Annotated in this window: 13 protein-coding genes, 1 tRNA gene and 1 rRNA gene; 8 read left to right on the top strand and 7 right to left on the bottom strand. The window is 59.1% G+C overall.

The window, feature by feature from the left end; genetic code table 11:
• Positions 1–407: ribosomal RNA gene (locus VFU50_12040) — 16S ribosomal RNA — on the bottom strand; the annotation flags it as partial.
• Positions 408–2,021: 1,614 nt separating this feature from the next.
• Here VFU50_12040 and VFU50_12035 point away from each other — a divergent pair.
• Positions 2,022–2,525: a transposase gene (locus VFU50_12035; GenBank protein ID HEU5233584.1), complete on the top strand. Its 504-nt coding sequence runs from the start codon at positions 2,022–2,024 to the stop codon at positions 2,523–2,525.
• 178 nt (positions 2,526–2,703) lie between these two features.
• Here VFU50_12035 and VFU50_12030 read toward each other — a convergent pair whose 3' ends face one another.
• Positions 2,704–3,240 carry a DUF2911 domain-containing protein gene (locus VFU50_12030; GenBank protein ID HEU5233583.1) on the bottom strand — a complete coding sequence of 179 codons (537 nt, stop codon included), beginning with the start codon at positions 3,238–3,240 and terminating at the stop codon, positions 2,704–2,706.
• A gap of 226 nt (positions 3,241–3,466) precedes the next feature.
• Here VFU50_12030 and VFU50_12025 point away from each other — a divergent pair, with 226 nt between their 5' ends.
• From VFU50_12025 to VFU50_12015, 3 genes are all read left to right on the top strand, one after another.
• Positions 3,467–4,735, top strand: a complete 1,269-nt coding sequence (locus tag VFU50_12025; GenBank protein HEU5233582.1) for a PDZ domain-containing protein — start codon at positions 3,467–3,469, stop codon at positions 4,733–4,735.
• A complete protein-coding gene (locus tag VFU50_12020) occupies positions 4,732–5,937 on the top strand; it encodes a cation:proton antiporter (GenBank protein HEU5233581.1) in 1,206 nt (401 codons plus the stop codon). The genes VFU50_12025 and VFU50_12020 overlap by 4 nt, the downstream gene beginning before the upstream one ends.
• 224 nt (positions 5,938–6,161) lie before the next feature.
• Positions 6,162–7,442, top strand: coding sequence for an excinuclease ABC subunit C (locus VFU50_12015; GenBank protein HEU5233580.1), 1,281 nt, complete (start codon positions 6,162–6,164; stop codon positions 7,440–7,442).
• Between the two features lie 229 nt (positions 7,443–7,671).
• On the opposite strand, the gene VFU50_12010 is transcribed toward VFU50_12015, so the two are convergent.
• From VFU50_12010 to VFU50_11995, 4 genes are all read right to left on the bottom strand, one after another.
• Positions 7,672–9,276, bottom strand: a complete 1,605-nt coding sequence (locus tag VFU50_12010) for a hypothetical protein (GenBank protein HEU5233579.1) — start codon at positions 9,274–9,276, stop codon at positions 7,672–7,674.
• A gap of 87 nt (positions 9,277–9,363) precedes the next feature.
• Positions 9,364–9,528 (bottom strand): hypothetical protein, encoded by a 165-nt coding sequence (locus VFU50_12005; protein ID HEU5233578.1) that lies wholly within the window; start codon positions 9,526–9,528, stop codon positions 9,364–9,366.
• Positions 9,529–9,646: 118 nt separating this feature from the next.
• Positions 9,647–10,138 (bottom strand): hypothetical protein, encoded by a 492-nt coding sequence (locus VFU50_12000; GenBank protein ID HEU5233577.1) that lies wholly within the window; start codon positions 10,136–10,138, stop codon positions 9,647–9,649.
• A 386-nt stretch (positions 10,139–10,524) separates the two neighbouring features.
• A tRNA-Met gene (locus tag VFU50_11995) sits at positions 10,525–10,601 on the bottom strand.
• A 490-nt stretch (positions 10,602–11,091) separates the two neighbouring features.
• Here VFU50_11995 and VFU50_11990 point away from each other — a divergent pair.
• From VFU50_11990 to VFU50_11980, 3 genes are all read left to right on the top strand, one after another.
• Positions 11,092–12,186, top strand: coding sequence for a site-specific integrase (locus VFU50_11990; protein HEU5233576.1), 1,095 nt, complete (start codon positions 11,092–11,094; stop codon positions 12,184–12,186).
• Between the two features lie 754 nt (positions 12,187–12,940).
• The gene (locus VFU50_11985; protein HEU5233575.1) at positions 12,941–13,654 is read left to right on the top strand and encodes a VIT1/CCC1 transporter family protein; all 714 of its coding nucleotides are present in this window, start codon (positions 12,941–12,943) and stop codon (positions 13,652–13,654) included.
• A gap of 143 nt (positions 13,655–13,797) precedes the next feature.
• Positions 13,798–15,171 (top strand): MATE family efflux transporter, encoded by a 1,374-nt coding sequence (locus VFU50_11980; GenBank protein ID HEU5233574.1) that lies wholly within the window; start codon positions 13,798–13,800, stop codon positions 15,169–15,171.
• A gap of 296 nt (positions 15,172–15,467) precedes the next feature.
• Here the strand turns inward: VFU50_11980 and dacB are convergent, their stop codons facing one another.
• A complete protein-coding gene (dacB, locus tag VFU50_11975; GenBank protein ID HEU5233573.1) occupies positions 15,468–17,114 on the bottom strand; it encodes a D-alanyl-D-alanine carboxypeptidase/D-alanyl-D-alanine-endopeptidase in 1,647 nt (548 codons plus the stop codon).
• Between the two features lie 322 nt (positions 17,115–17,436).
• Between dacB and folP the strand changes: the two genes are divergently transcribed.
• On the top strand, positions 17,437–18,309 hold the full coding sequence (gene folP / locus VFU50_11970) for a dihydropteroate synthase (protein ID HEU5233572.1): 873 nt from the start codon (positions 17,437–17,439) through the stop codon (positions 18,307–18,309).
• Positions 18,310–18,379: the final 70 nt, after the last annotated feature.

Genomic DNA, 18,379 nt, shown 5'->3' with positions numbered 1-18,379 from the left:
CTCCACGCGGCGTTGCTGCGTCAGGGTTTCCCCCATTGCGCAAAATTCCCCACTGCTGCCTCCCGTAGGAGTCTGGACCGTGTTTCAGTTCCAGTGTGGCCGTGCGCCCTCTCAGGCCGGCTACTGATCATCGCCTTGGTGGGCCGTTACCCCACCAACTAGCTAATCAGCCGCGACCCCCTCTTCAAGCCCATTACTGGTTTGATCAATCGGTATCTCAACCAAAAGATGTTATGCGGTATTAGCCTCGGTTTCCCGAAGTTATTCCCCACTCGAAGGTAGGTTAGTCACGTGTTACTCACCCGTACGCCACTTTACTCATGGATTGCTCCACTTTCTCGTGCGACTTGCATGTGTTAGGCACGCCGCCAGCGTTGATTCTGAGCCAGGATCAAACTCTCGTTTGAAACCTGATGACTCGCCCCTCGACGGAAGAAGAGGGATCGAGTCCGCTGTCCACGCCTGACAGAACCACCTGCGATAGCGGGTGGCGCCGTTGCAACGGCGGGACAGCAATACATTGTGAGATCGCTTGAACTTACAACTCAAGCGTTCCAGGATCTGCTCACTCTCACGAGTAAACAAACCATCTCACGACTGGCACGTTCAACCTGTTGTCAAAGACCAAATCCGCAGTCCGCCTGAGCGGTGCGTTTCAGTCGAACCCGCCATCCATTCGGACAGCGTGTCCTCGAAACTTGTGCATCTCCTACGGTCGAATCCGACGCGTAGAGACGAACCTTTCAAACCTACCGCAGCCGTTCACAATCTGTCAATCCGCATCGCGCAAAATGCAGCGGTAACTGCGGAGGAACATCGGGGCGACTGGTTAGGACGCTATCGCGACGCGAGAAGTCGGTACCGTTCGCGGTAGCGAATGGGTCAGACCACCAACGCGTAACGCCTGCCAGACCCACCCATTCCCTACCGGGAACGGTACTGACGCGCATGTATCGACGCGACATCGTGCCCGATGCTTGGGCTGCTGAAAAGATCTTTATTCTTCGGAGGTCGTTGCGACTTGCAAAACCCTTCAGAGCCGGACGTTTCGCCTCGGCGAAACTGCCCTGAATTCACTCTAGCCTAGGCGCCAGAGTTTGCCTTTGAATCGGCTTCAATATCAGATGTTCCAGGGAGCCCGGCGGATTCAATATTCCGCCTCTTCTTTCCAGACTCAACCCGGCTGACTGCCAACCGTTTATTGTCGAGTTCATTTATATCACACCACCTCCTTGCGTATGCAAGGGCCTGGGCTGACGTTTTTTGGTGCAGAAACAGCGGCACTCGGCATTCGGCTGCCGGCACTCGGCCACGACGCGTTAACGACTAGATCGGAATTGCTTGTATCGCCCGTGGATCATAACACCTTAATTTTCTGCGATTTAGAGCTCCAGCCGAATGCCTGTCTGCCTTGGGGTTAACGCCCTTTTTTCCACGGCGTTAACCCCTCTTTTTCCACGGCGTTAACCCCTCTTTTTCCACGGCGTTAACGCCGAAATTTCCACGGCGTTAACCCCATTTCTCTTCGGCGTTAACGCCGAATTCTCTGGCCGACTTGCCTTTCGCACGCCGCATGCATTGGCGCGCGACTTGATCTCAGCCCAGCCCCTGTGCTGCGCCTCCACGTCGCGCGCAGGTTCTTCAATCATGCGCCAAACCGCTTCCTCGGAGTTCGACCTCGTGCTGCACTTCGCTTCGGTTTCGCCCATCCATAATTCGGATGCTATCGCGAATGGGCGAAATGTCAATAGTTTCAAATCGGGAAGCGATGAGCACGCAGAGTGCCAAAACCGGCCACGCGCAACGGAACCGGCGCCGATAGGCGGTGGGGCAGCCGCGGTGTGTGCGGCTGCGCAGCGCGATGCACGCGAGGTCTGGCAAGCTGTTTTGGAAATCGAGGGACGAGCGATTGTGATTCCCGGGATTCGAGGAGATCAAGGCTGTCGCGAGCCGTCGCCGGGCTCGGTCGCCCGGCACCGCCCACCGCCTACCGGCGCCGGTTCTGTTACACTGCCCGCCCGATGGGCGACTCGGTTCCTCTCGCTTACTTCATCACCTTCCGTACTTACGGCACTTGGCTGCATGGCGATGAACGCGGTGCGGTGGATCGTTTTCACAACTACTACGGAACGCCATTGATTCAACCGGACCAGGACTGGCGCGCGCGCAACGAGCGAGTACTCAATCACGAACCTGTCACGCTGAGCGACTCGCAACGCAATTGTGTTGACGCCGCGATCCGGCAAACTTGTGAAGTGCGCACTTGGCTACTGCGAGCGCTCAACGTGCGCACGAATCATGTTCATGTTGTACTGTCGAGTGAGAGCAATCGCCCCGATCGAATCTTGAATGCTCTAAAGGCGAATGCTACGAGCCAGCTCAGGAAGTATCGAGAGTGGTCGCGAACGTTCAGCCCGTGGTCGGAGGGCGGAAGCAAGAGATACGTGTGGACCGAACTGGGACTCGAGCGTGTCATCGATTACGTAGTGAATGGCCAGGATGGTCCCGTGCCCAAGCTTGACTGAACTGGCGGCGGTAGCCGACGGGGCAGCCGCATCGTTGGCGGCTGCGCAGCACGATGCTCATCGGGCTTGCCACGCGGTGTTGAATTCTTAGAAGTTCATGTGGGCACTTGCATCATTGAGAATCCGGCGCTGGGCTTGGTCGCCCAGCACCGCCCACCGCCTACCGGCGCCGGTTCTGTTACTTCTTCTCCTTCACCTCAACCGAAGCCTGCGTCTTCTCCCACTGCAGGTTCAACTGCGCGGTGTTGCCACCCTTCTTATCCAGGCTGATCGTGAACTGCTCAACCGGCTGCGACAACGAGGTTACGTTCATGTCCACGCGCGCGAGATCCTGGCTCTGGTCATAGACGGTGCCCCACTGCCCGGTCTGCTTGTTGATGATCAGCTTCCATGAATTCTCTTGCGGAAGCGTGTACAGCGTATAACTGCCCGCAGGAACCGTGGTCCCGCCGATTACCAAATCGGTATCGGTCTTGAGCGACGTTGCTTCGTTCGCGCCGGTCCGCCAAACCTGACCATAGGGCACGAGTCCGCCCATGATCTTGCGGCCCTTGGCTGATGGACGGCTGTAGTCGATCGTGACTTTTTTTCCGTCATCAAACGTGACCTCAGCCGTTCCCGGCGGACTCGGACGCTTGCTCTTGTCCGGTTGCTGCGCCGTGAGCGCGAGTGCTGCGTACATCATCGTGACTGCAACTGCAAAATGTCGTCTCATCGAGGAGTCTCCTTATGCTGTTGTAATACCGGACGAGCAAGGGCTGCAAAGGTCACCGCAAAAATCGTTTTCACCACGGAGACACGGAGGCACGGAGGAATTAACCAATTGCGCTCCGGGCTAGTCCCACTCGTGCCGCAAACAACGCGGCACTCCGCTCTGTCTCCGTGCCTCCGTGTCTCCGAGGTGAAACACACCACACTCGCGTGTTGTACCCTGATTGCCGATGCAGGCTCGCCACCGTTACGTCGCCATCCTGGCTGCTGTCGCTGTACTGATTCTTGTGGTCGGATTCCTGCTCCGGCCCACACCCCCACCAGCTCCGACGAAACGCGTTCCTGCGGAACTCACCGTCACTCACGCTGAACTCGACAATCTTCGCGATCTCGTGCAGCGCAACAGTCTGCGCAACGTCGCCGCGGATTTCTCCGCGCTTGCCGATCGCGTGTTCTCGCAGGTCGCGACCGTGCGGCCGTGGGGCTCGGGAGCCGTCGTCCTGCCCGGAGGAAACATCCTTGCTCCCAAGCTGATGGGGCGCCTCCCACAAACCGTCGTGCTCACCAGCGGAGACGGCCCGCCGCATCCGCTCAGCGTCGCCAACTGGATTCCCGGAGTTCCGTTTCTTGCCGCGACAGTGCAGGCTTCGACTGACCTCAGTCCTGCAAACCTGGCGCGAGCTTTTCCCGTTCAGGGAAGCTGGCTATTGCTGGTGACCGATGGCGTCAACCGGCCGGGGCTCGTCAGTCCCGGAGTGTTCAGCGGAATGAGCGAAGCTCACTGCGGACCGTTTCTGCACCGCCAAATGCAAACCACGATTCCTCTCACAGCGATGACGATCGGAGCCGGCGTCTTCGATCTCGCGGGAAACCTACAAGGCTTCGTCGCCCAGTGCGATGACTCGATTTCTATTTTGGGAATTGGAGACATACAGCGCGCACTCACCGACGCAAACTCGGCGACGCTGCTTGCCCGCTATGGAATGCGGCTCAGCCCTGCGGCGCCTGCAAACGGCGTGACGGCGAATCCTCCGAACAACGTGCTCGTCGGAGAACTATGGATGGGATGGCCCGCGGATACGGCCGGACTTCAGGCGGGCGACGCGTTGCTGAGCATTAACGGACAAAACGTCGCCAATATCGATCAGACCATCGCGGCCCTTACCGCTCAGAACGCCGTTTCGTTCAACTTGCGTGTGCGCCGCAGTCAACGAGTTTTCGTTGCCAATATGAAACCCGTGCAACTCGCTTCGCCCGATGCTGCGCCGCAAAGCGCGCTCGAACTCGAGCCCAGCGGAATGCGTCTGCTGCACGTTGCTCCAGGAAGCAGCGCTGCGGCAGCGGGCATTCGCAGCGATGACATCATCCTGCGCGTGTCCGATTTGCCCGCGACTCCGGATCGCGTGAATCGTGTACTCGGCAGCTATCGCGTGAGCTCGCCCGTGTCGGCTGTGATCTGGCGTCCCGGAAGAGAACTCCTGGTCTGGATTCAACCGTGAACGAACTCTCCTCCATCGCGCTCATCCTGTTGCTCTCGCTGCTTGCCGGGCACCTGGTGAAGTTCCTTCACATTCCTGAAGTCACGGGATACATCATCGCCGGCATCATCGTCGGCCCCTCGGTTCTCGGATGGATTAACCAACAGAACCTCACCTCGCTCAGTATCTTCAGCGAAGTCGCGCTGGCGCTGATCCTGTTTTCCATTGGTTCCATCTTTGAATTTCGACGTTTCCGGGAAGTCGGCAAGCTGATCGTCATTATTACGGTCACAGAATGTGCCTGCGTACTTGCCCTGGTGACCGGAGCCGCGCTCTACCTCGGACAGCGCTGGGAGATCGCGTTGCTCCTCGGTACAGTAGCAATGGAGACCGGGGCCGCCTCGACACTCATGGTGCTCCGCGAGTACAACGCCGAAGGACGCCTCACGCAGGTCATCACCGGCGCCATCGCCATCAACAACATCGTCTGTCTCACCTGCTTTCTGCTGGTCACCTCAGGACTGCAGGTCGCGGGACGTCTCGGCATGGGCGGTGGAGGATCCCTTTACGCGACGCTCTACTCAGTCATCTGGCAATTGATCGGTTCAGCAGCGCTCGGCTATCTAGTAGGACTGCTGCTCGCCGCCTGGTCCACGCGCGTGATTGAGCACGGCGAGACGCTGATCCTGCTGATCGGCTGCGTGCTCCTCTGCGCCGGACTGGCGCTGTTCCTGAATCTCTCGATTCTCGTCGTGAGTCTCGTTTTGGGAGCGACGACTGCCAATCTCTCCGCCCACACCGGACGCCTCGCCATGGTGCAGTCGCGCACCGACCCACCTTTTTATGCAGTCTTCTTCGTCATCGCCGGCGCGCACCTGCAGCTCGGATTGCTGAAATCACTCGGCCTGCTCGGCCTCGCATACATCGTCGCCCGCGCCATCGGCAAGCTGATCGGCACCTACTTCGGCTCGCGCCTGGCAAAGAGCTCAAAGCAAGTCCGTCGCCAGCTTGGGCCTGCCGTCCTCGCCCACGCCGGACTCGCGATCGGGTTAGTGCTCTCGCTAGTCCGCCGCTATCCCCAGCTCGATGCCGAACTCACGGTCGTGGTCCTCGGCGGAATTCTGGTCTTCGAGATCCTGGGTCCCATCAGCGTGCGCAAAGTCATCCTCCGCGCCGGCGAGTCTCATGCGCGCGTGGCGGGTGGGATGGAGGTGCTGGAGTGAGCCTGTTATTCTCTGTCATTCCGAACCGCTGCTTTTGCGGTGAGGAATCCCTATGAACTGAAATGCCGGTGGCTCGTGCGATTGCTTATCGATTGAAACGGCGGTACAAGTTCTGCAATCCCGAGCGGCAAGACAGTCCGTAGCGATTCCTCCGCCAAAAGCAGGCGTTCGGAATGACAGAAAAGAGAAGCCTAGTTATCGCTTCCACCCCATAATGAAAGGGAATGCACTGGCAACACTCAATCCGCTTCGAGGGCGCGGCCACCCTCTCTTCCCTGCCCGAATCCCCGGCGATCTTCGCGCTGCGCGGCGAGCGTCCCGATTCGGAACCGTATCTGAACAAGGCTGCCAGTCTGCGCAAGCGGCTCGAACGCCTGCTCTCGCCTGCGTCGCCGGACAGCAAGCGCCTGAACCTCGCCGCGAGCACACACACAATCGAGTACACGCTCACCGGCTCCGACTGCGAAAACCGTCTGCTGCTCTATCGCGCGCTGCGCGAGCAGTTCCCCCGCTCCTATCGCAAGCGCATGAAGCTGATTCCCGCTGCGCTGATAAAGATCGGCTGGGAAAACGAATATCCGCGCGCTTATTTCACGCGGCGGCTTGGCCGAATTCCACACTTCGGAGCGGGCAAGGCCGACGCACTGGAGTCCACTAAGTCCACCACGTCCACTACGTCCATCTACTACGGCCCATTTGCCTCAAAAGCCGCAGCCAACAAATTCCTGAACGACGCGCTCGATTTATTCAAATCACGCCGCTGCACCTTCAACATTCACCCGGATCCAAGCTTCCCCGGCTGCATGTACTCAGAAATGAAAATGTGCCTCGCGCCGTGCTTCGGCGGCTGCACACACGACGAGTACATCCACGAGGTCGCGCGCGTTCAGCAATATCTCGACTCCCACGGCAGTTCCCTCGTTGCGCAACTCGAAGCCGAACGCGACGCCGCCTCGGCTTCTCTCGAGTTCGAGCAGGCTGCGAGCATCCATTCCCGAATCGAGAAAGCCAAAGAGCCGTGGAACGGAATCCCTGAGATCGTCGGACGCATCGACCAACTGCGCGCGGTCATCGTCCAGCGCTCTGCCCTGCCCGATCACGTAACGCTGTTCGAATTCCGCGACGGCCTGCTGCACGGCCCAGTGCAGTTCAACGTGCAAGGCATGCAGCACGCGAATCCCAATTCGGGATCGAGCTCGCTGTACGCTCATCCACATCTGGCGGCGCCAGTGCCGCTCGAAGATGAAAGTAAACCAAAACAGAAGCCGCAAACGCTGGAATCCCGCGTAGCAGAAGCGATCAACGCAATTCCGGCGCGAAAGCCCGAGCGAGGCGAAGTCGCCGATCATCTCGCGCTGCTCAAGCGCTGGTACTACCGACCGACGAAGAAGGGCGAGATCTTCATCAGCTACACAGATGAACTGCCTTTGAGAAGGATCGTGCGCGGAATCTCGCGCATCGCGCGAGGTGAGCCGTCAGAACCGCCCGCGGTAGCGGGTGGGTGAGGTAATCGCGTGAACTGAAAAAGCAAACCCCAAAACACGACGCGGATTGCGCGGATGGGACGCGGATCAGCGCGGAACGAATTAGGAATGAATCAACAAACGCTCGCCTAAAACATCCATCCTCTGATAAGAGCTATCGATAACGAGTAAAGGATTCCGGAATCCGCGAGATCCGCGTCCCATCCGCGCAATCCGCGTCGTGTTTTGCTTTTGCTGTTGCCGTTCACTTTCACTCGATAAACCTGGCTGTCCGCGACTTCTGCGCCCTCTTCCTGAACACCACCTTCACCTCTTCTCTCCAGTGCTCATCAATCGCAACTAACTCCCAATCGACTTCCGGAGAGACGTAGCGCAAAACCGTTTCCGTCGCGGGATGAATATGCAATGCAGGAGACACAAGAAGCAGCAGCGGCGCCGCAGGCGAGAGCGTTATTCCACTGAAGTATCCGAAGCGCTGAAACTCTTCGCGCTCGTGGTGCCATTTCACGCGCGACCAATAATCGAGTCCCTGCAGCGGGAGGTGTATATCTTCGTCAGCTTTCAGCTCAACAACTGCGAGCTTTCCTTCGCGCGTGCTGGCGAGCAGATCGATCATTCCGCGATCGCTCGCAGCGAAGGCCGGCACTTGCGCATAGACGTGCGTGGGATCGAGGCGCGCGTCGAGCAGCGAGACCTCGCGCTTCACCTCCGATTCGAGCCAGCGCTCGGGCTGCATGCGCCACAGCGCGTGCCGCTTGTCGCCGTCGGCGCGCCGCAGCTCGCGCAGGCGTTTCATGAGATCTTCAAATAGCGGTTTCGATTCGGGAGTAAGCAGCGTCTCATGCGCCCCGCTGCCGAAGACGATCTCTTCATTGCGTTGAAAACTGCCGGGAGTGGTCGCAGTGCGAGCGCGAGCGAACTCGAGTCCATGCAAGCGGAAGGCGAGTTCGTTAGAGCTCAGGATCACGAGTTCCGATTTAGGAGCCACGGTGCGCATGCGTTGAATTGCATCGGCGAAACGCTCGTGTACTTTCTCGGGTTCCGGACATCGCACCAGACGCGTGGCGATGTTGCCCTGGTCCGACAAGTCGAGTGGCAGCAAGCTCTCGGCGCGCTCATCAAACTCAATCAGCTCGAAGCGCACCGCGTTGCGATCGAGGTAATGCATGCGCGCGTGCACGACCGCCGAGCGTCCTTCGGGCACGAAGAGCTTCAGCCCTTCGACGAAATAGCGCGCCGGATCGCGCTCGCGGCAGTGATGAAACCACAGCAGAGCAAACGTCAGCGCGCCCTCAATCGAAGCCTGCAGCTCGGAGTCGTTTACGCCAAAGACGGACACTGCCGATCGTCCGCGACGCAACAGCCCGCGCGCATACACCGGACTGAAGCTGCGTTCGAGATCGGCGGTCGAAGTAAGCTCCTCGACGTTCCAATCTGGGAAATTGCGTTCCAGCACGCGCTTCAGCAGGCGCTGATATTGCAGTCGCGCTTGCCGCTGCGCTGCCGGAGCACGTCCGTTGCGTTCGGCGACGATCTCCAGCCACACCGGTTGCCCTTTGCCGAAGCGCTGGGCTGCGAGACGAAGCTGTCCAGTCTTACGCTCGATATCGACGACTCGCCGCACTGCGTTCCGCTCCGGCGACCACAGGTGCAGCAGCGTTTTGTCCCACTCTCCCGAAATGGAATACTTCGCCGAGCTGAAATCGAAGATCGTCTCACCATCTTCGAGTACGCACGCGCCCGGCGCCGTGGCCAGAAAGTCTTCGAGTTCGCGCGCGAGTTGAGCGGGATCGAGTGAGGCGGGCGATTTCGAAGCGGGGGATCGGGCCAGTCGGGAATCGGGTGATCGGGCCATCGGGTGATCGGGTAAGGTGGTTTCGCGTGCTTATAAAGAGGAGACAGTCTAATGGAGAATGGGCGCCGGGGAAAGCGTTGGGAGCAGCTAGGCTGCTTGTGGCAGATACTGCGTATCCGAAGCGGATTCGGATTCCAGCCCGTAGAACTTGCGTTCCGTTTCGTTCATCTCGCGTCCGTAGGCGCGGCGGAATTGTTCTTCGACATCAGCAGGCAACGGAGTTGTTCCGCGGACGATCTGGAGGGCTGCCATGGTCATTGGGATGCGCGAGGTGGCCAGAGCTGTTGCACGGAACCGCGGCACCTCGGAGGCACTAAGACCTTCGATGCTGCATCGGTGCTGGGCTTCGGCGCCCAGCACCGCCCCCCGCCTACCGGCGCCGGTTCTGTTCCCACTTCTTCTCGCGACCGTCCCAAGGAATACGTCGTTTGAAATCGCGATCCTCGGTTGGCTCGCTGCCTTTGATGAAGTCCTCTTCCTCGGTCCAAACCTCGTGGAATGGCAACTGCCGGCGCGTGAAGCCATGCGCGAGATATTTTGTCGGCGCTATGGTCTTGCACACTGGACACTTTCGCTTCGACTGCACGCGATGCGTCTGCGGCAGAGCAAGCCGCACGCGGCAGCGCTTGGGACATTTCAATTCGACGTAGATCACCGGCTTGACTGGCCGCTTGGGTTGTTTACGAACCGGCTCCCGTTCCGATTCGGGAAGCGGAGAGAGCTTGTGCTCGCCGCCCTGGCAGAAGGTCTCCTGGACGCAGGCGGCGCACATCGGGCCGCAGGTCTCGCAGATGACCTCGGCTCGCGCTCCGCAGGGAAAGGCGCGCCCGCCGGTTGGATCGAGTCCGGCAGAGTGCGGCACCTCGCAGCGGAGGAATGCCGCCTTATGAAGAACCTCCCGATCTCGCGCTATAACCACCGGTTCTGAAACGAGACTTTCGACCTTTCCACGGTGCGGCCGTTTTCCACGCGGGGCTTGCTTACCGCGAACAACGGCGGACCGTGCCGATCGGGATTTCTGTTTACCGGTTCGAGAATCGCGAGTCGAAGAACGGGATGAACGGTTCGAATTTCTCCGCTCGCTCCGGCCGGATCGAGCGCCTGCATCAAGATCCCGCGATTTCTGACGATTGGGTTTTGCTTGTTGTTTGCGAACGACGGAATTTTTGCCGTCGTTCTTAGAGGAAGAAGACTGCAGCTTGTGGTGCATAGTCGGCACTCCGCAATGGGTTGTGCCAACTACCGAACTGGTGGCGGCGGCTGGACTCGAACCAGCGACCTACGGATTATGAGACCGTCGCTCTAACCACCTGAGCTACACCGCCACAACAAATAACCTGGAATTTTGGTCTGGAGAAGACCCTGAAGAAGGTGGCTTCAGAAGACGTCCGGCGTGAGCCGAATCGCTGTTTCGATTCTAAGGTTTGCGGGAAAGAAGCGTCAAACGAAAGGCCCAGAAGCAAAACACGACACGGAGCGCACGGATTTTCACTGATGACTCGACATTGGGCCTAGAGCATTCCGAGAAGCAGCGCACCACCTGCGCTGCAGCGATAAAATATGAATCCGTGTAATCCGTCGCATCCGTGTGATCCGTGTCGTGTTTTGCTGTTTTAATATAATGCCTAATAGACATACATACACTCCGCTGATACATCTTTCAGCTTGACGAACAAATAGCGAATACCATAGCCTGACTTCCATGGCGGCCGGCGTTCTGGCGAGCGCGGGCTCCGAAAAGATTACGCGATCCCCACGATCGCTCATGCAGCAGGCGGCCGCTCGGCCGCTGGCGGAAGGGCAGGATAGCTCACCATGTACGAACCGCTCGACCCCTCGATGACCTTTGCAAAAGCCGCAGAACTCTGGATCAACTCGCGCACCATGTCTCCGGCGAGCCGCGCGCGATATATCTCGCCGCGGACGCTCCACGACCTGCAGCAGTATCTGCGAGCGCTCAATCGCAAGTTCGGCGAAGTTCCGCTTCGGGAAATCCATGTGGGGCTGCTGCGCGAATATCAGCAGGAGCGCGCTGAGACCTGCGGTCCGAACAAGATCAATCAGGAACTGGGGACGCTGGTGCGCATCATGCGGCGGGCGCGTGCCTGGAGCCAGCAGCTCGAGGATTGCTACGAGCCTCTGCAGCGCGAGGAGCCGGACATCCCGCGCGCGATGAGTCCGGAGGAGCAGAAGCTCTTTCTGGAAGTCGCGGCCAGTCGCGACGAGTGGAGCTTTATCTATCACTATTCCCTGCTGGCGCTAGCAACGTCTGCGTCGAACTGCGAGCTGCGCGGCGTGAAGATCGGAGACCTCAACTTCTTCAGCAAAGTTCTGCATATTCGTCGCGAGAACGCGAAGAACCGCTATCGCATTCGCACTATTCCCATGCACGACGAAGCCGTCTGGGCGGCGCACCGTCTGGTTGAGCGCGCGCAATTGCTCGGCTGCTCCGGCGCGAGCCATTACCTGATGCCGTTTCGGGTCTCGCCGAATCTGTGGGATCCCGCGCAGCCGATGAGCAACAGCGGGATACGCAAGCCGTGGAACGAAGTACGCAAGGCCGCCGACGTTCCCTGGCTGCGCATTCACGATCTGCGGCACACGGCAATCACACGCATGGCCGAAGCCGGTGTTCCCATTCCGGTAATCCTGAGCATGGCCGGACACATCAGCGTGCGCATGCAGCAGCACTACACGTCGGTGAGCGACTACGCAAAGCGCTGCGCAGTCGAAGCAGCGTTCGATGGGCGGAACTACATGATTGCTGCCGGGCGGGTGATGGAAAATGGCACTCGGCGGGAAAACGGCAATCGGCATTCGGCTGTCGGCACTCGGCTGAAAGCAAAGCCAAAAGCAACACACGACACGGATCGCACGGATTGCACGGATTGTTCTGGGGTTGTTGAGTAAGCAATCGCGTGTTTGTGAGTGGTGGACTCGGTGGACGCGATGGACCGAGTGGACGACCTGCGCTGAATGAAGCTCCCTCGGAGGCGGTTCTCGCCACAATGAGCGGCAGCTATGTTGCTTGCTCGTCTGAACTATCCGTGTAATCCAGTAATTCCTTGAGACCGGTCTGGTGCTGTTGTTTGGCCGAATGGCCGAATGCCCGAATGCCGAGTGCCGAATGCCGACTTTAGTTTTCCACAGCGAACGACGGATCAGCCATTGACAGCGCATTCCCAAATCGGTAATGCTGTCCTCGGTCAACTACCCTGATGACTCGGCAGAAATGAGCCACGAACGACGGATCAGACCAGTTAGAGCGACGGTCTCATAATCCGTGGTTCTAAAATCGGCAGTCGGCAATCAGCATTCGGAACTCGGCAAAACTCGCTCATTGCCGATTCTTCCTTTGATCGAACGAAACTCTAATCAATCTAAGACATTGTCATCCCTCGCTCCGACGTGAGGATGTTTGCACCTGAATTGATTTGATTTGCGGAGCGGGGGACCTGCTGTTCAGAACGCGCTTGGAAACAGCAGATCCCCTCGACCGCAACAACAAACACTCGAACTTGGTTGAAAGCATCGCCGCGGTCGAAGGGATGACAGTATCGTGAAGGTTGCGATTGTAGGCGGTGCCGGACCTTTGCGCAGGAAGGTCCCCACACACCAAATCACGCAATCGCGAAATTTTCTTCTTTCCGCTACTCTTATGCGCATGGCGCATGAACAGACTGAAGTCATGCATGTGGAGCAGCATTTCTCCTCCGGCGATCTGGTGCGGGACATCGTGATCGGCATGGCCGACGGGCTCACGGTTCCGTTCGCGCTGGCTGCAGGTCTTACCGGAGCGGTCAGTGTTACGAAACTCATCGTGCTCGCCGGGCTGGCCGAGATCGCTGCCGGCTCGATTGCGATGGGACTTGGCGGGTATCTCGCCGCCAAGGGCGATGCGCAACATTACGAGAGCGAGCGCCAGCGCGAGGAGCGCGAGATTGTGGAGCGCGTGCGCGATGAAGAGCAGGAGATCTACGACATCTTCCACACCTACGGCGTCAGCGAAGAAGAGAGCACGCCGGTGTTGCACGCGCTGAAGCGCAATCCCGAAGCGTGGGTGGATTTCATGATGCGTTTCGAATTGGGATTGGAGAAACCTGAGCCGCAGCGCGCGCGTAACAGCGCGGCCACGATCGCGGCGTCGTACGTCTTTGGCGGATTTATCCCGCTCATGCCCTACATCGTGCTCAACAATATCTATTCGGCGCTCACCTGGTCGGTGCTGATCACGCTGGTTGCCCTAGCCATCTTCGGGTACATCAAAGGACGCGCGACGGGAGTGTCGCCTCTGCGCAGTTCGATTCAAACCACATTGACCGGCGGACTCGCGGCGGCAGCGGCATTCGCGCTTGCGCGGCTGTTCTCGAATCACTAGGCGGAACTCGGCGCTCCGCAGTCCACTTAGTCCATTTAGTCCACTGAGTCCAGAATGGACGCAGTGGACACCATGGACTGCATGGACGTTGCCGCCTGCCACCCATGACTCGACCGCTCATCCCCGACTGCTAGTCTTATTTCATGCTCCGCAATTCCATTCGCCAGTTCCGCGCTGAGGCTCCGGCTGTGTTTACGCTGGCGTGGCCGCTGGTGCTTGCCGAAGTTGGGTGGATGGCGATGGGCATCGTGGACACGATCATGGTGGGCCATATGCACAACAGCGCGGAGGCGATCGGCGGAGTCAGCCTGGGCAGCGTCATCTTCTATACAGCGGCGATTTTCGGTGGAAGCCTTCTATACTCGCTCGACACAAAAGTTTCGCAGTCGTTCGGCGCCGGCGATCTGCGGGACGCGAACCATTCTCTACTCAACGCGCTCTACATCGTCCTGCCGCTCACGCCGGTTCTGATGCTCTTCATCTGGTACACCGGAAAGCTACTTCCCAATATGGGAGTTAATCCTGGGGTACTCGACCAGACTCTTCCCTTCCTGCAGGCGATGAATTGGAGCACGCCGCCGCTGTTGCTTTATTTTGCGTTTCGTCGATATCTGCAGGCCGTCGATCTAGTGAAGCCGGTGACGTTCGCGCTGGTTTCGGCCAACATCGTGAATGCGGTCGGCGATTGGGTGTTGATCTACGGACACTGGGGTTCGCCGGCGTTTGGCGTGGCGGGATCCGGATGGTCCACGTGTCTCTCGCGCGCGTACATGGCCGCGGTGTTATTCGTTGCCGTGCTGCGGCAGCATCGCAGACAGGGATCACCGTTGTTTCAGCCGCCGTATCATCCTGATTTGGGACGCATCGCCGAGCTGCTGCGCATTGGTCTGCCGGCGGCGACGCAGATTCTGTTTGAGATTGGAGTCTTCGCCACGGTCACCGCGCTGATCGCGAGGCTCGATGCGGCCTCGGTCGCGGCGCATCAGATCGCTCTCAACTGCGCGAGCTTCACCTACATGGTGCCGCTGGGGATTAGTTCCGCGGCTGCGGTACGCGTCGGGCAAGGAATCGGACGCGGCGATCCCGCCGGAGCAGGCCGCGCAGGTTGGACCGCGATCGCGATGGGAGCATTCTTCATGAGTTGTGCGGCGGTGGTGCTGGTGCTGGCTCCGCATCTGATCGTGAGCGTCTTCACGCCGGACAAGCAAGTCATGCGTATCGGAGTCAATCTGTTGTTCATCGCCGCCGCGTTTCAGCTCTTCGACGGCCTTCAGACCGTTGCGACCGGCGCTTTGCGCGGCGCAGGTGAGACGCGCATTCCCATGTTCAGCTCATTTGTCGCGTATTGGGTGATTGGATTACCGCTCGGTGTGTATCTCGGATTCTCACGTCACCTTGGCGCGCTGGGATTGTGGGCTGCGCTGGCAATCTCGCTCATGGTGATTGGGACGGCGCTCGTGTTCGCCTGGCGTGCGAAAGTGCGACAGCTTACGGCGCGCGAGATGGTGATGGCGTAACCGGGCGTTCTCCATTTTGCCGCGCGGGAGTTTCGGTAGCGATTACAGTTATCGCTACTGTCATCCCTCGCCTCGCCGCCATGTGACTGGCTTCTTCTGCGAGTTGTTGTGCGGAGCGGGGGACCTGCTGTCCGCCACAAGGTGGACAACAGCAGGTCCCCTCGACCGCAACAACGAGACATTGTCGTCTTCGGAAGCATCGCGGCGGTCGAAGGGATGACAGTATTTAATCAAGTTGAGCGTCACCGTGATCAGCAGTGAGATCATTTCACCCGATCACCCGATCACCCGATTCCTCAGTCCTCCTCAAGCACCGCGTTTAGGATGTCGTCAATCATCTGCTTGGCTTTGGTGTTGCCCATGGTGTGGTGGTTGATGATGATGGAGAAGGCAATGTTGTGTCCCAATTTGGTAACGGCGTAACCGGTGAGGGAGTTGTCGCCGCCGATCTGTCCGGTTTTGGCTTCGACGTGGTCGGCGGCGTAAGTGCCTTTGAAGCGCGTGGAGAGCGAGCCGTCTTCGCCGGCAATGGGCAGGGTGTCGCGAAATTGGGCGGCCCACGGTTGCGCGTAGATGTATTGAAGAAGCTGAGTGAAAGCGTGCGGCGTTGCGAGACCGGATCGGGAAAGCCCGGAGCCGTCGTAGAGTTCGAACTCCGCAGGATCGATATGGACCTGTTCAGTGAGGAATTTGCTTTCGGTATCGAGCCCTCCCGAAATGGAACCTGAAGGGCCTTTGAGCTTTCCAATCAGCCGCAGCATCAGCTCGACATGCAAGTTCTGGCTGACCTTATTTATGACCTGCAGATCCTGAATCAGCGGCACAGATTGATGCTGTGCGAGCACGACGCGCGCTGGAATCTGTACTGCGGGAACCACCAGCGGCTGATTATGCTCTGGAACGGGATACTCCCACGGCTCGGAGTGTTGCGCGCGCGCTTTGCCGCGGATCACAATTCCGTGCTGCTGCAGCAGCGTGCGGAAGAACTGCGCGTTGCAGGTCGCGGGTTCTTCGATGGCGAGCGCCTCATCGTCGCCGGCGTCGCCGATGGGAATCGTTCCCCAGAACGTGAGTTCGAGCGAGCCGGGCTCGCGCAGAATGCCGATATTGCGCAGCGTACCGCGCGCCGAAGTGGTCACGAGATTGCGCACGCTGTAGTAGTCGGTGTACGGATCGAGCGTGAGCTGCGCGCGTTCGCCAAGGCGATTTCCCGGTTTGATACTGGCAAAAACGAGATTGTCGTTGACGGTGAGCGCCGAGGCGGGCGCGCCGTAGTCCCACATCAGATCGTCCTGGGTCCAGCCTTCGCCATAGCGTTCGTAGACGAAGTAGCTGTCATCGCCGACTATGTCACCATCGATGACCTTTACGCCGGCAAGCGCCACTTCATCCGCAAGTTCTTCCAGGATGCGCGTGTGCGGCGTGAGACGCTCGGTCTTCTTCACATAGGGCAGCACGCGTCCGGAAAGATTCGGATCGCCGCGTCCCACGAGAAAGAGATCGCCTGCAAGCCGGCCGCGCTTGTCGGGACGCTTCGCGCTCTCGACCGTCGTTTGGAACTTGTAGTCCGGCCCGAGAAGAGCCAGCGTTGTCGACGTGGTAAACAGTTTGGTGTTCGACGCTGGATGCAGCATCTTATCGGCATTCTCTGCGAACAGTGTGCTGCCAGTGGCGAGATCGACGACGCTGATTCCCCAAATGGCATGAGCGGAGCGCGGGTCCGCAGCACGAATGGCGTTGATGCGCGCGGCCAGCCGCGTGCCCAGATCCTGCATAGCTTGCGGAGAGACCGTCGGCGTGGGAGCGACTGGCTCAGGTTGCGGTGCGGCTTGCGTCGGCTGCGGGGATTGCTGATTGGCTGGTGTGGCAGGTTGCGACTGCGAGTGGGTTGAAATCGCGAGCGATGATGCCAGGACGAGGACAGCAAGAGTGCGATTGACCATTGCGCCGGATTGTAGCGGAGAAGACGCAATAAGCGGTAAGCAATAGGCAACAGAGCGGCAAGCGGCCAGGGAATGGAGAGCACGCTATGAAGAGAAAGAACTGTCATCCCTCGCGACACAAGGAGAAGGTAAAGCCAAAACACAAATTGATTTTGCGGCGCGGGGGACCTGGTGTTGTGCGGACTCGCAGAAAGCAGGTTCCCCGCGCAGCAAAGACAAAGTATGGAAGTCCGAAGTATTTTTGCGGCTGCGCGAGGAATGACAGTCCTCTTGAGTAATCCTTGCGGCCTCGAGCCTGTTGCCCTGTAGGTACAATCCCCACATGCGTCCGACGTTCGAATGGAAGGTGCGATCGCGATCGCTCAAGCTTGGCGAGCGCACGCTGATCATGGGCATCGTGAACGTCACGCCGGACTCGTTTTCTGATGGCGGCGAGTTCTTCGATGCCGATCGCGCTGTTGCTCACGCGCTCGCGTTGCTCGCGGAGGGCGCAGACATTCTCGACATTGGTGGCGAATCGACGCGTCCGGGGAAAAAGGATCCGGTGAACGCCGAAGAAGAGAAACGACGCGTGCTGCCGGTGATCGACGGTATTCGTCGCCAGGTGCGCGACGCAATTCTCTCCATCGACACGTACAAAGGCGAGACTGCCGAAGCTGCACTCGATCGCGGTGCCGACATCATCAACGACGTAAGCGGCCTCACCTGGGATGACAAGATGGCTTCCCTGCTCGCTTCGTCCGATTGCGGTTGCGTTCTCATGCACACGCGCGGACGTCCCGAACAATGGCGCGATCAGCCCGCGCTCGCAGCGGCAGAAGTTGTTCCGCTGGTCAGCGAAGGTCTGCGTGCGATTGCGCAGCACGCGTCCAGCGTCGGAATTGCTCGCGAGCGCGTCGTGCTCGATCCCGGTTTCGGCTTTGGGAAGCGCATGGAAGAGAACTTTCCGTTATTGGGAAGACTTGCCGAATTACATCAGCTCGGCTTCCCTCTGCTCAGCGGCACGTCGCGAAAGTCGTTCGTGGCGCGAAAGCCTGCGAATGCGAGTGACGGTGCGTCGCGTTTGGCGGGCAGTATTGCCGCTATGACGGCGAGCATTCTGGCGGGCGCGCATATCGTGAGAGTGCACGATGTAAAGGAAGCAGTTGCTGCGGCGAGGGTGGCCGATGCGGTGTTGCGCGCAACTCGTTCCTGAAGATTTTGCCGAGAGCCCCGCCAACCAGAAATTGTCATTCCTCGCGCAGCCGCGACGGATTATGGGATTC

The organism is Terriglobales bacterium (genome assembly GCA_035764005.1).
In the GTDB taxonomy this organism is placed as follows: Bacteria; Acidobacteriota; Terriglobia; order Terriglobales; family Acidobacteriaceae; genus Gp1-AA112.
This window is presented reverse-complemented; position numbering and strand designations above follow the sequence as displayed.